Origin of the sequence: Staphylococcus shinii, assembly GCF_017583065.1 — a bacterium.
In the GTDB taxonomy this organism is placed as follows: Bacteria; Bacillota; Bacilli; order Staphylococcales; family Staphylococcaceae; genus Staphylococcus; species Staphylococcus shinii.
Genome location: NZ_JAGEVL010000010.1, coordinates 1 through 15,056 on the forward strand (window position 1 = coordinate 1; position 15,056 = coordinate 15,056).

General features: G+C 30.7%; 14 protein-coding genes. 3 read left to right on the plus strand and 11 right to left on the minus strand.

Annotation, left to right across the window (positions count from 1 at the left end):
• Positions 1 to 808: 808 nt before the first annotated feature.
• From perR to bcp, 3 genes are all read right to left on the minus strand, one after another.
• On the minus strand, positions 809 to 1,261 hold the full coding sequence (gene perR, locus J5E45_RS12945) for a peroxide-responsive transcriptional repressor PerR (protein WP_039069047.1): 453 nt from the start codon (positions 1,259 to 1,261) through the stop codon (positions 809 to 811).
• Positions 1,262 to 1,355: 94 nt separating this feature from the next.
• Positions 1,356 to 2,306 (minus strand): phosphoglycerate dehydrogenase, encoded by a 951-nt coding sequence (locus J5E45_RS12950; protein WP_107549227.1) that lies wholly within the window; start codon positions 2,304 to 2,306, stop codon positions 1,356 to 1,358.
• Positions 2,303 to 2,767: a thioredoxin-dependent thiol peroxidase gene (bcp, locus tag J5E45_RS12955; RefSeq protein ID WP_107549955.1), complete on the minus strand. Its 465-nt coding sequence runs from the start codon at positions 2,765 to 2,767 to the stop codon at positions 2,303 to 2,305. Before bcp ends, J5E45_RS12950 begins: the two co-directional genes overlap by 4 nt.
• A gap of 82 nt (positions 2,768 to 2,849) precedes the next feature.
• Here bcp and J5E45_RS12960 point away from each other — a divergent pair, with 82 nt between their 5' ends.
• Together J5E45_RS12960 and J5E45_RS12965 are read left to right on the plus strand one after the other, a co-directional pair.
• Entirely contained in the window at positions 2,850 to 4,139 is a 1,290-nt protein-coding gene (locus tag J5E45_RS12960; protein ID WP_069792534.1) for a glutamate-1-semialdehyde 2,1-aminomutase, read from the plus strand.
• Positions 4,140 to 4,203: 64 nt separating this feature from the next.
• The gene (locus J5E45_RS12965) at positions 4,204 to 5,298 is read left to right on the plus strand and encodes an FUSC family protein (RefSeq protein WP_039069042.1); all 1,095 of its coding nucleotides are present in this window, start codon (positions 4,204 to 4,206) and stop codon (positions 5,296 to 5,298) included.
• Positions 5,299 to 5,378: 80 nt separating this feature from the next.
• Here the strand turns inward: J5E45_RS12965 and J5E45_RS12970 are convergent, their stop codons facing one another.
• From J5E45_RS12970 to mutY, 3 genes are all read right to left on the minus strand, one after another.
• The gene (locus J5E45_RS12970; protein ID WP_208182309.1) at positions 5,379 to 7,115 is read right to left on the minus strand and encodes an ABC transporter ATP-binding protein; all 1,737 of its coding nucleotides are present in this window, start codon (positions 7,113 to 7,115) and stop codon (positions 5,379 to 5,381) included.
• A gap of 203 nt (positions 7,116 to 7,318) precedes the next feature.
• Positions 7,319 to 7,861 (minus strand): nucleoside tri-diphosphate phosphatase, encoded by a 543-nt coding sequence (gene ntdP, locus J5E45_RS12975; protein WP_039069040.1) that lies wholly within the window; start codon positions 7,859 to 7,861, stop codon positions 7,319 to 7,321.
• A 67-nt stretch (positions 7,862 to 7,928) separates the two neighbouring features.
• Complete coding sequence (gene mutY / locus J5E45_RS12980) at positions 7,929 to 8,975, minus strand: A/G-specific adenine glycosylase (protein WP_208182310.1); 1,047 nt, start codon at positions 8,973 to 8,975, stop codon at positions 7,929 to 7,931.
• Positions 8,976 to 9,097: 122 nt separating this feature from the next.
• Here mutY and J5E45_RS12985 point away from each other — a divergent pair, with 122 nt between their 5' ends.
• The gene (locus J5E45_RS12985; protein ID WP_039069037.1) at positions 9,098 to 10,075 is read left to right on the plus strand and encodes a metal-dependent hydrolase; all 978 of its coding nucleotides are present in this window, start codon (positions 9,098 to 9,100) and stop codon (positions 10,073 to 10,075) included.
• Positions 10,076 to 10,174: 99 nt separating this feature from the next.
• Here J5E45_RS12985 and J5E45_RS12990 read toward each other — a convergent pair whose 3' ends face one another.
• The 5 genes from J5E45_RS12990 to sgtB form a co-directional block, all read right to left on the minus strand.
• Positions 10,175 to 11,011: a sugar ABC transporter permease gene (locus J5E45_RS12990; protein WP_107548950.1), complete on the minus strand. Its 837-nt coding sequence runs from the start codon at positions 11,009 to 11,011 to the stop codon at positions 10,175 to 10,177.
• Positions 11,012 to 11,020: 9 nt separating this feature from the next.
• Positions 11,021 to 12,553, minus strand: coding sequence for an ATP-binding cassette domain-containing protein (locus J5E45_RS12995; protein ID WP_208182311.1), 1,533 nt, complete (start codon positions 12,551 to 12,553; stop codon positions 11,021 to 11,023).
• A 15-nt stretch (positions 12,554 to 12,568) separates the two neighbouring features.
• Entirely contained in the window at positions 12,569 to 12,883 is a 315-nt protein-coding gene (locus J5E45_RS13000) for a YfhH family protein (RefSeq protein ID WP_039069034.1), read from the minus strand.
• Complete coding sequence (gene recX / locus J5E45_RS13005; protein WP_069792531.1) at positions 12,861 to 13,679, minus strand: recombination regulator RecX; 819 nt, start codon at positions 13,677 to 13,679, stop codon at positions 12,861 to 12,863. The genes J5E45_RS13000 and recX overlap by 23 nt, the downstream gene beginning before the upstream one ends.
• 260 nt (positions 13,680 to 13,939) lie before the next feature.
• Positions 13,940 to 14,749, minus strand: coding sequence for a monofunctional peptidoglycan glycosyltransferase SgtB (sgtB, locus tag J5E45_RS13010; RefSeq protein WP_069792530.1), 810 nt, complete (start codon positions 14,747 to 14,749; stop codon positions 13,940 to 13,942).
• Between the last annotated feature and the right edge of the window lie 307 nt (positions 14,750 to 15,056).

Below are 15,056 nucleotides of genomic sequence, written 5' to 3' on the forward strand. Positions count from 1 at the left end.
ACTGTTTTGAACCAACAATTTAATGTTGTGTTCGGAATTAACGTTGACATATTGCAATTCAGTTTTCAATGTTCATTAATGTGTTACAAGAAATTATTTTATCATTAAGTTTTTGTTAAGTCAATGATAAATTTTTAATTTTTTTATTAAGTCTGTTTCGTTTTTCTCAACTCAACATTTACTATTATATAACTTACAAATGAGATTCACAAGCGTTAATTTTACACTTTTTAAAATTCATTTTTTTCAATCAATATTGCAGTGCGTCTTGTTTTGACGACTTTTATATAGTATCAAGATTATTCTATATCGTCAATAATTATCGTGAATCTTTTTAGTTGAATTTTACCTTTCTATTCACTATTTAGTAAATAGATGTACAGTTTTTTAAAATTGTGTAATAACGTTACATAACTATTTACTCATTTTGTTCCAATTTTTTGTTTTAGTTGGTAAGTAAAAGCATTTTTATATACAATCTTTCCTCCATATTTTAAATAATTATATATTTTTAATTATACTTGTTCCTACTATAGAAAGAATTGAAAACAAAAAACCCAAGATATTGAAGATCTTGGGTTCTAACATTATACAGTTTATAGTTAGTTAGCGTATGTTGAACTTATTTGTCTCTTCTTTGTAAATAACAGTTTCTAATATAAAAGACTTAGCTAAGTTATACATCTAATTCAATCATAATTAGCATTGTTTAACCCAAAAAGGTAAAACATATGTTTATATGTTTTACCTTTTTGGGTTTGTTAGTTAATAACTATTAAATTTATCATTGCTTCGACTATGGTTTCAATTATTCATTTTTATCTTGGCAATCTTTGCATAAACCATAAATTTCCATACGATGATGCGTTACATTAAAATCTGTTACGTGCTGGGCCAATTGTTCAACCTCATCTAGCTGTGGATAATGAAAGTCTACGATTTTCCCACAATCTTCACATATAACATGGTAGTGATTATGTGTACTGAAATCAAAACGACTTGATGAATCTCCGTAAGGTAATTCTTTAACTATCCCTATTTCTTTGAAGACACGTAAATTATTATATATAGTAGCAACACTTATATTTGGAAAATCAGGTGAAAGTGCTTGATAAATTTCATCGGCTGTAGGATGTGATTCTGAAGCAATTAAGAACTTAAGGATTGCTTGTCTTTGTGGAGTTATTCTCACGCCGTTATTTCTTAAAGATGCAATTGAATCTTCTAGTTGATGTTCAACTGTTTCCATCTCTGCACTCATTTCCCTCACCATCTTTCTATTTAAGAATTATTATTACTTAATATTAATATAACTGTTAAAACGGTGAAATGTCAATATTCTTAGTCTAAACTCATTAATATCCGTTCTTTGGGTCAACTACATTCTCAATTAGGTCATCATTATTGAGAATCGATTCTAAATTTTTGCTAAAAATCTCTGTTACTTCTGCTTTATTTTCTGCCCCATTACCAGTAATATGAGCTGTAATTGTAACATTTTCTAATTCATATAGTGGATTATCTGCTGTTAACGGTTCATTTTCAAATACATCTAAATATGCATGTCTTATTATTTTTTCTTTTAAGACTTCGACTAATACTTCTTCTTTTACAATACTCCCTCTACCTACATTAATAAATAACAATTCGTTTTTCATCAATTCGAAATGATATTTTGTTAGTAGATGTATCGTTTCATTTGTTTCAGGAAGTGTGTTAACAATGATGTCCGCTTTAGATATAACTTCTTTTAAATCTTCTATGGCATATGTTTCACTAAAACCATTTACATCATGACCAGTTGTGTTTATGCCAAACACTTCCATATTCATAGTATTAGCTATTTTCGCCGTATTTTGTGCAATGCTACCTGTACCTAAGAATAATAAGCGTTGACCACTTAACCTTTTACCACTCATTTTTGAGTTATAATGCTTTTTAATTTGGTTTATATAAGAAGTCCTCATTTTTTTATAATCATCCAAGATATATGCAAAGATAAACTCTGACATCTGTTTTGCATGAACACCTTTACCATTTGTTAGTTTTATATTGTTGTCGCTAATATATTTTAATGGGAGTTTGTTCACCCCCGTAGAGTACCATGCCAGCCATTTTAAATTTGGGCAATCACTTAAAAACGTAGTATCTAAGTTACTGTCGTAACCAAACAATATATCTAAAGTTTGTTTATCTTCTTTATCGATATTAGAAACACCAGTTGTAAATACGAATTCTACAGTAGGAAATCGTTCAATTAACTCAGTTTCTAGGTCACCTAGCTTCATTAAACTTACAGCTTTCATTTCAAATCACCTAATATATCTTTTATTTCTTCTATTTGAGTTTTCACTTTAACTTTTTCAATTACATCTATAATAGTCCCATTTTCATCTAAAATAAAAGTAGTTCTTACAATCCCCATAGATTCTTTACCAAAAGACTTCTTCAATTGATATACGCCAACTTCTTCAGAAAGTTTATAATCTTCATCTACCAATAAATCAAAATTTAAATCCAATTTATTGCTAAAGTTTTGGTGTTTCTTTTTACTATCTCCACTTATTCCATAAACACTTACATTTAATTCATCGAACATTTCAAGATTATCTCTAAAATCACAAGCTTCCGTTGTACATGTCGGTGTATTATCCCTCGGGTAAAAATAAAGCACAGCCTTTTTACCTTTAATACTTTCATTAGATACTAATTCACCATTTTGATTTTCTAATTCAAATTTAGGAAACTGACTTCCTTTTTTTAACATTTCATTCACCCTATTTCTTTTTATTCTTTATTTTATGATACGATAATAGTCGTAAATATTAAATAAAAAGAGGTTGATAACTATGAAATTTACTGAAAGTGAAAAACTTCAGAAATTATCCGATGAATATATTTTAGGTGGTGTTAATTCACCGTCTCGTTCATATAAGGCAGTTGGCGGTGGAGCACCTGTAATGATGCGTTCTGGTCAAGGCGCGTATCTTTATGATGTCGATGGAAATAAATACATTGATTACTTACAGGCATATGGTCCAATCATCACTGGCCATGCACATCCACATATCACTAAAGCGATTCAAGAACAGGCAGCATTAGGCGTGTTATATGGCACACCTACTGAGTTAGAAATTGAATTTGCCAAGAAATTACGTGGCGCGATTCCCTCATTAGAAAAAATTAGATTTGTTAACTCTGGAACGGAAGCTGTGATGACTACTATACGTGTCGCACGTGCTTATACAAACCGGACTAAGATTATCAAGTTTGCTGGGCAATATCACGGACATTCAGATTTAGTATTAGTAGCTGCTGGTAGCGGCCCATCACAATTAGGCTCGCCTGACTCCGCTGGTGTACCTTTAAGTGTTGCACAAGAAGTTATTACTGTCCCATATAATGATATCGACGCTTATAAAGAAGCTATAGATTATTGGGGTGATGAAATTGCTGCAGTTCTTGTTGAACCAATTGTCGGAAATTTTGGTATGGTAAAACCACAACCTAACTTCTTAGAACAAGTGAATGAAATATCACATAACAATGGTAGTTTAGTAATATATGATGAAGTGATAACTGCATTTAGATTCCATTTTGGTGGAGCTCAAGATTTGTATAATGTTTATCCTGATTTAACTGCATTTGGAAAAATTGTCGGCGGTGGTCTACCAATTGGTGGATACGGTGGTAAACAAGATATTATGGAACAGGTCGCACCATTAGGCCCTGCATACCAAGCTGGTACAATGGCTGGAAATCCGTTGTCTATGAAAGCTGGTATTGCATTATTAGAAGTACTAGAACAAGAAGGTGTTTATGAAAAGTTAGATGCCTTAGGTAAACGTTTAGAAGATGGATTACTTTCATTAATAGAAAAGCATAATATTACAGCAACAGTTAATAGAGTATATGGTGCACTTACACTCTATTTTACAGAAGAAACTGTAGTCCACTATGATCAAGCGGAAAATTCTGACGGTGAAGCCTTCGCTAAATTCTTTAAACTTATGTTAAATCAAGGTATAAATTTAGCCCCTTCTAAATTCGAAGCTTGGTTCTTAACAACAGAACATACTGAAGAAGAAATAGATACAACATTAAAAGCAGCCGATTACGCTTTTAGTCAAATGAAATAAACTTGAATTTTAGCTCCAATCATTGTATAACAAGTATAAATACATTTATTAAGGAGCGGTATATTTGAAATTAGGAGCCCGTATTCTCAAGACAGGTATAGCCATTATACTTGCTTTGTTTATCGCTTCTCTATTACCTGATGAAGCTGGTTTAAAAGCAATCGCTGGGGTCAGTGCAGTCGTTGCTATGCAACCAAGCGTTTTTCGATCTATAAAAACTGTTTCTGACCAAGCGCTTGGTAATGTCGTTGGTGCATTGCTTGCTGTAGCAATGGTTACGGTATTTGGAGACAATGTCATAATTATGGGTGTTACTGTCATACTTTTAATTGCTATACTTTTCCGTTTCAATTTAGCACATGTTGCTACATTAGCGAGTGTAACAGCGTTAATTATTATGGGACAGCACTCAGGAGATTTTTATGTTTCTGCATTTTATAGATTTGTACTAGTTATGATTGGTGTAATTAGTTCATCAACAGTTAATCTATTATTTTTACCACCAAAATTTGAATCAAAAATTTATTACAACTCATTGAATATATGTTCCGATATATTTGTCTGGTTTAAACTTGTATTAAACGATACATCAGAATATCACCACATAAAAGAAGATAGAGGCGTAATAAGTGATCGCATTAAGAGACTTGAACAGACATTTAGTTACTATGAAGAAGAACGACCATTTACTAAAAAACAAGTATATGCGCAAAATCGCAAAAAGATACTTTTTAAAGAAGTCGTTCGCAGTACTCGACACGCATATGAAGTATTAAAAAAAATGAATCGTTATCAAAACGATTTACACAATTTAAATCACGAATTACTACTTCAGATTAAATTGGAAATAGATACACTAATTGCATATCATGAACAAATATTTATAAGCCTTTCTAAAAAAGCTAAATATGATGTAAGTCAATTCGACAATCAAATAGAAAATCCACAGAAAAAAGAACTTATGGATGCCTTCCAAAAAGAAATAATTAAAAATCCATATCAAACGGTATACTCTTATGCGAATATTATGCAAATTATATCTGCAATAGAAGAATATCGTTACACGCTAGAACACTTAGACAGACTTCGCATTAGTTTCTTCTCATATCATAATAATGACAATGAAATCGATATATTAGATGAAGATTTCGATTTATAAAAAACCCCGAGATTGTGTTATTACAACACTCTCGGGGATTTTTTATGTCATTTATTTAAAAGAAACAGAATCGTATCAAATTACAAGTTTTGTATGCTATAAAGATGTTCATAAGCGCCTCTTTTAGCTAATAACGCTTCATGTGTTCCTGTTTCTACAATCTCTCCATTTTCCATTACTACAATTTTGTCAGCGTGTGTAATAGTTGAAAGTCTATGAGCAACTATCAATGTCGTACGATTTTCACTTAAAATATTTAATGCATCTTGGATAATAGATTCACTTTCTAAATCTAACGCACTTGTAGCTTCATCTAAAATTATAATAGGAGGATTATTTAAGAAGATACGTGCGATTGAAACACGTTGTTTCTGTCCACCAGAAAGTTTTACGCCTCTTTCGCCAACTTCTGTATCATAGCCTTCAGATAATTCCATAATAAAGTCATGCGCGTTGGCCATTTTGGCAGCTTTAATCACTTCTTCGTCTGTAGCATCAGGACGGCCTAATAAGATATTCTCTTTAATCGTGTCTGAAAATAAGACGTTATCTTGTTGGACTAAGCCTATTTGATTTCTTAAACTTCCTGTTAAATATGACTTGATATTTGTACCATCAATTTTAATTTCACCTTCTGTTACATCATAGAATCTTGGAATTAAATTAATTAAAGTAGATTTCCCTCCACCACTCATTCCAACGAATGCTACTGTTTCACCTTGGTTAATCTCTAAGTTTATATTATTTAAAATTGTTGATTCGTCTGAGTTATATTTAAAACTTACATCGTTTAACTCTATATGACCTTCATTAATTTCAATTGGTAATGCACCTTTTTTATTTTTAATGTCATAACCTTCATCCATTAGTTGAAAAACACGGTCCATTGAAGCAAAACTTTGTGTCAAAGTTGTAAATGAAGATACAAGTCGACGTAACGGACCAAATAATTGCTCTAAATAGCCAACAAAAGCCGCTAATGTCCCAACAGTTATCGATCCATTGATAGCTAAAAATGCACCTGAACCAATAACAATCAGTGGTCCTATATCAGTTACCGTATTAATCGCAGAGAAGGAATAAGCATTCCAACGTGTGTGATTAAATGCTCTTTGCAAGAAGTTTCGATTATGTTTATCAAAGTTTTGTGCTTCATTATCTTCAATAGCAAAACTTTTAATAACAGACATGCCTTGTACACGTTCATGCAAAAAGCCTTGAACTTCAGCTAATGCTTGAGATCTCTTTCTTGTTAAATTTCTTAGACGACCGAAGAAAAAGTAAACAGTTAATATATACACCGGGAAAATTACAAGCGCTGCTAACGTTAATTTAACATCTAAGAAGAACATGATGGATAGTGCAATCACAATTGTGATACAGTCTAGCCAAATATTCATTAATCCCGTTAAAATAAAATCTTTTGTTTGCTCGACATCATTAATCACTCTAGATATAACCTGTCCAGCTTGGTTATTTGCATAGAACCTAGAACTTAATGCTTGTAGATGATTATAAAGTCTTCTACGTATATCATATAAAATCTTATTACTTGTCCACTGTGCTAAATATTGTCTTAAAAATTCAATTGGTGGTCTTACAATCACAAAAATAAATACAGCAATTCCCAAAGCAATAGCTAATCTTGTAAATTTCTCTTCAACTGAAATTGAATTATTATTAATAATATCGTCAATAACGTATTTTATTAATAATGGAATCAACATCGGAATCCCAAATTTTAAAATACCAACAAGTATCGTAGCAATGATTCGCCATTTATATGGTTTTACAAATTGTAAATATCTACGAATCATAAATTTATTCCTCCCCCAAACTTTATAGCAAATGAAACAGCCTACGTTGAGCTATCAACGAGGCTGTTGTAAACGCGTTATCTTAGTTTGTTTATCATTTCATTCGCGCATACGGTTATTTATATTAAACATGTTTTGCCATGCCTAAATAGCTCAACGCATATCACTATAAATGATAATGTAATTAAAAACATTAAATGTGCTTAATAATTTCTAATTTTTTTATATCGTTCACGCCAAACTTTTATAAAATCGGGAGCAAACGGACCTTTCTTCTGTTCAATCCATTGTTGTAAAATATCAACGTTACGTCTTAATATCACATCAATATCTGATGAATAATTCATTTGTTTCATATGTTGTTCGTACTCGTCTTCATCTAATAAATGGTACTTGCCGTTCGGATAAACTTTAATATCCAAATCGTAGTCAATATATTTTAGCGCTTCTTCATCACATACAAATGGCGATGATAAGTTACAATAATAATACACACCATCTTCTCTAAACATACATATTACATTAAACCAATATTCAGAATGAAAATAAACAATTGCTGGTTCTCTAGTTATCCATGTGCGACTATCACTTTCAGTAACAAGCGTATGATCATTTCCACCAATTACAACATGTTCCGTACCTTTTAATATAGTAGTTTCAGACCAAACACGATGTATATTACCATCATGTTTATAACTTTGAATCTTAATTGTCTGACCTTCTTTAGGTATGGATTCTTTTACCATGCTCCACACCACCTTTTCTTAATTTCACAATATAAATTATAACATAATTATGGATTCAACAACGAGTCTAACCATGTGTTGAAATAAATTTAAATATTTTCGACATACTCACAGGAAAATTAAACATTTCTTTCTCATTAACATGCATCCATATCATATTTTCAGGTAAATCAACATCTATTTTATTAATTACTTTATCTGCTAAGTATACTTCAATGTCCCATGTAATGTGAGTAAATTGATGCTTCAACTTATAGATAGGTGTTTCTGAAAATCGAATATCTGTTTCCAATTTTGTATTAATATTTTCTACTTCATCCGCTTCATACATTGGAAACTCCCACATATTATTCAACAATTTTTGCATTCTTTTTTCTATTAATAATTGATTATCTTCATTTCTAATGATATATACATGCTGCTTTACATGTTTCTTTTTTGTTTTAGTTGTTTTTACAGGCAAATCCTCGACAGTCCCTTTTTCAAATGCTTCACAGTTTTCTTGTACAGGACAAAATAAACACAATGGATTTTTAGGAGTACAAACTAAGGCCCCTAATTCCATCATTGCCTGATTAAACGTGCCAGCGTCTTGTTCAACATATGGCTGTAATTCTTTTTCATATGTCTTTCTTGTTGATTGCAGTTTAATATCTTTAGTATCATTATTTAATCTTGACCATACTCTAAAAACATTCCCATCCACAGTTGCTAACGGTAAATTAAATGCGATGCTCATCACTGCAGCTTGGGTATAAGGCCCAACACCTTTCAACTTACCGAATATTTGTGGTGAATCAGGCACTTGTCCATGGTAGTTCGAATGAACATCTTTAATTGCAGTATGAAAATTTCTCGCTCTACTATAATAACCTAAGCCTTCCCAATACTTAAGCACTTCATCCTCTTCTGCATTACTTAAATCTTCAATTGTGGGGAAACGGTTAATAAATCTATTATAATAATCTATAACTGTTTTTACTTGTGTTTGTTGTAACATGACTTCACTTAACCAGATATAATAAGGATTTGAAGTTTCTCTCCAAGGCATTTCGCGTTGATTTGTTTCAAACCAAGTCACAAGATTGTTTTTAAATTTCGGTTCATTAAACATTTTCCACATCTCTTTCTTTAGTTTTGTAAAAGTTTTTTATGATAAACATAGTATGTTATTTTTAATATTGTGCATATTCGATTATAATGAATATAATATTGACATGAAATGAGTGAATACTTATGGATACAGGAACACATATAGTCATGGGTATCGGACTCACTGCACTAGCTACCCAAGACCCCGCTATGGCAGGATCTTTTGCAGCAACAGCTACAACATTAGTAGTTGGTTCATTAATACCTGATGGTGACACAGTTTTTAAATTAAAAGATAATGCTACGTATATATCCAATCATAGAGGGATAACACATTCAATACCTTTTACAATTCTGTGGCCTTTATTAATCACGCTTTTCATATTTACATTTTTCAAAAACGTAGATACAACACACGTTTGGCTATGGGCACAACTTGCTGTGTTTCTTCATGTATTTGTAGATATTTTCAATTCTTATGGTACACAAGCACTTAGACCCATTACTAACAAATGGATTCAATTAAGCGTAATCAACACCTTCGATCCTATTATTTTCATATTATGGTGTGTTGGGATAATATTTTGGTTAATTGGTATACATCCATATGTCGCTTTCTTCCCTATTATTGCTATCCTTGTAGTATATTATATGATTCGCTTTAGAATGCAAGCTATAATTAAGCAACAAGCATTGAAACAAATTAAGCAAGAACATAATCCCGTAAAAGTTTTTGTAGCCCCAACTATTCGATTTATGCAATGGCGAGTGGCTATTCAAACTGAAGAACATGATTATGTGGGAAGAAGTTATGGTCGTAATATTGTATTTAGTGATAAAGGTAAACGCCAATCATTTGCTAATGATGATTTAATGCAATATGTAAAAGGTGATAAAAATATAAGAACTTTCCTTAATTTTTCTTCTATTTATCGTTGGCAAGCCAAAACATTAGATGACGGTACTACCGAAATAAGATTGGTTGATTTACGTTATTTAAAAAACGGTCACTATTCTTTTGTAGCAATTGCCCACTTGGATAAAGATATGCAAATAGACCATTCATATATTGGCTGGGTGTTTAGCGAAGATAAGTTGCAACGTAAATTATTTGCGAAGTAAAAATCAATATTTCATTAATAAAACTGGAGGCACGCGTTATCTTTTAACGGTTGCCTCCAGTTTTCTGTTTCGTATTTATATATTACTATAGTTTTTTAATTACTCTGCTGTATGTTGAACGTTATTATTTTGCGGATTTGCTTCTGTTGTCTCTTCCGTGTGTGAATTTGTTTTCACATAGTCATATTTTTTATGTGCTACAATTCTATACAAAGCATAGATAAGCACGCCCATGATCGCTAAAAATAAAACAAAATATAAATGATATGGGATGTTGTTCAAACTCAAAGTTCCTAGTACTACTGATTGAGAAATACCTTCAACCAAATAGAACAAAGGATTCAACATTAAAATATGTAACAATATGGAAGTATCACTATTAGGAATAAAAATAATTGGTAAAGTAAAGAACATAATGAACGTAACGACATAGAATATGGTATTAATTTTACTTTGTATGATTGAAATCAATCCTAAGAATGTAGAAATAATTATTATAAACAGCATAGTCATAACTACAAAAAATAATGCCGAGTAGATTGAACTTTCAATATTAACAGGCGTTGCTAAGATAATAATTATGAGTGTTATAAACATTGTTATACTTATAACAATCGAAATAAGGATGTTTTGAAAAACTGGGTTTAAATTAAATAATTTCCCTATGAAATAATCAGTTTTAAATGTATTATAACTTTGATAAATCGCAATCCAAATAAATGCAAAGCATACTAATGAAGTTAATCTAAAATAACCGCGTGCTTGCTTAATTTCTTCTGTACCACTTAAATGAAATATCAACATCATTATAAGTAACAGAGCAATACTTACCACGAAAGGCGCTGCTAGCCACATCCATTTTGATTTCAAACGATGATATGCATGTTTCATTAGGTATGGCGTGTTTTTAAAATAGCTAATCATACTATCAATCATCTTTTACACCTACAATTCAATATAAATCCATTTATTATTCTTTAAATCTGCCATGAAATAACCATCCCCTGATTTAGTAATCCAGAAGTTATTTTCAATATCAAATTTGTCTTTCAATTCTTTTTTATCTTTAATAGGGAAAGTGAAACCAGTTAATTTATTTTGATCATCAAAAATCATAGAAATTGGTTGTTGTACAATTGGCACATTAAATCGGTTATCTTTCCCACTTTCAGGTACAAGTGAATCTGTTACTTTATTATGTTTTTTATGCAAATGACTATTAAAAAATTCATTGTAATTACTGTAATTTGTATGCATATACGGTGCTAATGATTTCAAGCTATGCTCTTCAAATAATCCCGCTGGATCAAAATAGCGTAATTTATTTTTGGCAATTTTATAATTGTTATTATCGACCACGACACGATAATTTTTTGAATTTTCGCCAGTAATTGTTACAAATGAATATTGATCTGCATTTATTTTCTTACTATTGTTCATATTTTCTAAATTAACAGCATCATTCAATACAATGCCGTACGCCAGTTTCTCTTCGTATGGATTTTTCTGTTGGTTTTGAATAGAAGCCTGATCTTGATTTTCACCAATCTCAAGTTTACCTAAGTCATTGAACATCAATAATGCCATAAATAAAAGCCCCATAAAGAAAATAGTAAATAAAGTCCAAAAACGGACCAACGCCACGGGTGGTTTTGCATGTTTATAACGTTCAATTCTTCTAAAATTATAAGTCAATTCTGGAATTCTTGTTCTATTCTTTTTCCAGTCTACATCAAAATTAGCTTTCTCTTCTTCACTATTTAATGACTGTCTATCTTTTTCATGTTCTTTAAACATAGGCAATACTTGCTTAATTGAACCTTCCATTCTTAATTGTCCATGAGAAATCCATGCTAAATAATTACTAGCCTTTGAAATACGTTCCACATTATCATCTATCATAACGATAGTTAAGTTATTATTTATGTATTCATCTGTTAATTCAATTGCTTTTTCAAAATAACTTTCATCCAAATTATGTAAGATTTGATTCATAATAATAATGTTAGCTTTGGATGTTCTAGCCAATGTAAATTGCAATTGAGCAAACTGTTGATCTGTTAAGGAATTAATTGGTTCATTAGTTTCGTTATCTAGATGTGAAAACTTTATTATTTGTTCTACTTTGTGTTCAGACGTGTCATATTGAAACAATATAATTGCATTTTTTACATAATCATTAACAGATAAAGATAACAATGGTTTATCTTCAATATCCGCGAAAAACATATCTGTCTTTCTCACAACTCTACCCTTATCCGGTTTAATTTCACCGCTCAATAAACGACCTATCAATGATTTAGAGGAATCAACTTCACCAATTATACCTAAGGCTTCACCTTGATAGATATGTAGGTTAATATTATTCAATTCTATATCTTCTGCATCATAACCAAAGGGTTGATACCATTTTTTGGATTTTCTATTTCTATAATAATGCGTCACATTAAGTAACTTTAATATAATTGAACTACCCATCCTATCTTCATCCTTCTATAATTTTAATAATGCAATAGGTAAACCTTCTTCAGGTTCTGTACTTTTAATTCTAAAGCCCCATGCAAATACACCTTTTAATCTTTCAACCTTAAAGTAATTTTCTGTACCATCATTTAATTTGTATATTTTGCCTAGTTCAATTTTTGTTCTATCGACCAAGTAACTTTCTGCAATTATCACTTTACTTTGATAGACATCATATTCATTTAAAATACCATTCATTTCTGCTTTTCTCATTTTTTCTTTATACCCTTGAATTTCGTGTCGTAATTCTACTTCACTCATTTCACTCAATTTCTTCTGTTCCATCGACGATACCACTCTCTTCTAATTTACCTTTAATTTTATCATATTTGTAACCTTTTCTCATAAGGCCTTCAATGGTTTTATTAATCAATTTTCTGCCCGAATATTTTCTTGAATGTTTATTATATACTTTCTCTAATTCCTGTTGTAGCAAACCATCTAATTCTTCTTCTGGCTGAGAAAAATCCATTTCATCCATAACTTCTTTAATTTTTTCAAATGAGTAACCTTTTTGTATCAATGACTGAGTTAATTTTTCTTTTCTTTTTACAATTGGTCCCTTTTTTTGCCTTAAAATTTTATTCGCTACTTTAACAATAGCTTCCAATGGTTGTTCTGCTTCATATCGTTCCACATAATCATCTATAATGATTTGTTCTACACCAGCTTCCCGTAATTTTTCTTTGAAGATACCAGGCCCTTTGTCAGTAGTTAGAATCATAGTATTCTTCAAACTATTTGCATAATCATTATGGTCAATCAGACGTTGATCATGACAGTATTCTATAACTTTTGCTATTACAAGTTCTGAAACTTCTTTCTTCTGTAAATGTTTTATAACTTCATGATCTGTTCTCTTCCGATAAGATATATATTGAATAGCTGTATTTACAGCTTGTCTATATTGATCATAATTTTGTATTTTTTCCATATCTTGCGCTTCGACAATCTGATCTTTTTTTAGATTAAAATGAATATATGTATCCATATCTATACCCATTTCAAATTCACCATCTAAATATAAATTAAAACGCTCTTTATTCTTTTTCTGTACTTCTATTTTAGTTATTTTCGGCATAGTCCTCACTCCACTTCTTAGGATAACTTATATTGTTTATGAATGGAATTATAGTGTCTAGTATATTTAAAATTAATTTTAATTCATAATATGTATTACTAAATTATAGCATTAATAACATGAAGAAATTTATGTTATACCATAAAACGAAACAAATTTTAACAACAACATAAATCAGTTTTCTATTAGCTCCCCAAACATAAAAAACAGCAATATGATATCCATTTTATTTCTAGATTTCATATTGCTGCTTTATTTTGTTAAACCCCTAATTCTTGAATAGCATTTTCGTATTGTTCATTTGTTATATAATCTTGTTGTTTCATTTTTTCCAAATCCGTTTTAACTCGATTAATAAAATTATCTGACATGTCATTTATATCATATACACTTGGTGCATTGATTTTACTTGCTAAAATTGCACTTTGTAATACTGATATTTGTGGTAAATTAGGGTTATTTTTATCTGTTGTTACGCCAAAATAATGATTCGCTGCAGATTCGACAGTATATTGATCACTGCCAAAATATATATTATTCATATAAAAACTCAATACTTCATTCTTATCATAATTTTTTTCAACTCTATGCGCGACAAATAATTCTTTGACTTTCCTAGTAAAAGACTGTTCATTATCGTAATAATAATTTTTTACTACTTGTTGTGTGATGGTACTGCCTCCTTGAACACTCTTATCACTTAATGTTGAGAAAAGCGCTCTTGAAGTACCTTTGAAATCAAATCCGTGATGTTTATAAAATCGTTCATCTTCCATAGCGATAAATGCACCTTTTGTATAATCAGGCATATTTGAAGCGGCAACAAAACTTTCCTTATCTTCAATTGTTTTTAATTCATCAACATTTGCCCTTAAAGACAAAGCATACATCGCAGCAACAAAAATACCTAATATGATAATGATTGGCATTAATAATTTAAATAACAGTCCTATACCTTTTTTCTTTTTCTTTGGTTTATTCACAGGTTGGGAGTAAGTATTGTGATACGGTATATTCGAACCTTTTGCTTTATATTGTTTATTTTCTTTATATCGATCGCTTCTTTTCATGCGGTAGCTCCTTTATGTTGCTCTCATATCATTATAAGTGAGTTTATCAATAGATGAAATGTTTATCTAGAGCTAATTGTAAAAATCAGTCCAAGGGTGTATGCCATACTCAATATGAAGTTTTACATTATTACCAAACCACTTATGACATCCTACATTTTCACAAAATAAAAACTGGAAAAACAAAGATACTTACATATTACTTCGTGATAAATTTTAAAATATCACTTTTCAATACGTGTTCTCTATATTTTTCCAGTTACGGAAGATTAAAACTTCAATTTATTGAATTAATGCTACTCTTAGT

Excerpts from the sequence above, each read along its gene's own strand:
- J5E45_RS12985 (WP_039069037.1), top strand. The coding sequence starts at position 9,098 with ATGGATACAGGAACACATATAGTCATGGGTATCGGACTCACTGCACTA.
- mutY (WP_208182310.1), bottom strand. The coding sequence starts at position 8,975 with ATGTTTAATGAACCGAAATTTAAAAACAATCTTGTGACTTGGTTTGAA.
- J5E45_RS12995 (WP_208182311.1), bottom strand. The coding sequence starts at position 12,553 with ATGGGTAGTTCAATTATATTAAAGTTACTTAATGTGACGCATTATTAT.
- sgtB (WP_069792530.1), bottom strand. The coding sequence starts at position 14,749 with ATGAAAAGAAGCGATCGATATAAAGAAAATAAACAATATAAAGCAAAA.
- J5E45_RS12960 (WP_069792534.1), top strand. The coding sequence starts at position 2,850 with ATGAAATTTACTGAAAGTGAAAAACTTCAGAAATTATCCGATGAATAT.
- J5E45_RS13000 (WP_039069034.1), bottom strand. The coding sequence starts at position 12,883 with ATGGAACAGAAGAAATTGAGTGAAATGAGTGAAGTAGAATTACGACAC.
- J5E45_RS12990 (WP_107548950.1), bottom strand. The coding sequence starts at position 11,011 with ATGATTGATAGTATGATTAGCTATTTTAAAAACACGCCATACCTAATG.
- bcp (WP_107549955.1), bottom strand. The coding sequence starts at position 2,767 with ATGTTAAAAAAAGGAAGTCAGTTTCCTAAATTTGAATTAGAAAATCAA.
- J5E45_RS12970 (WP_208182309.1), bottom strand. The coding sequence starts at position 7,115 with ATGATTCGTAGATATTTACAATTTGTAAAACCATATAAATGGCGAATC.
- recX (WP_069792531.1), bottom strand. The coding sequence starts at position 13,679 with ATGCCGAAAATAACTAAAATAGAAGTACAGAAAAAGAATAAAGAGCGT.
- perR (WP_039069047.1), bottom strand. The coding sequence starts at position 1,261 with ATGAGTGCAGAGATGGAAACAGTTGAACATCAACTAGAAGATTCAATT.
- J5E45_RS12950 (WP_107549227.1), bottom strand. The coding sequence starts at position 2,306 with ATGAAAGCTGTAAGTTTAATGAAGCTAGGTGACCTAGAAACTGAGTTA.
- ntdP (WP_039069040.1), bottom strand. The coding sequence starts at position 7,861 with ATGGTAAAAGAATCCATACCTAAAGAAGGTCAGACAATTAAGATTCAA.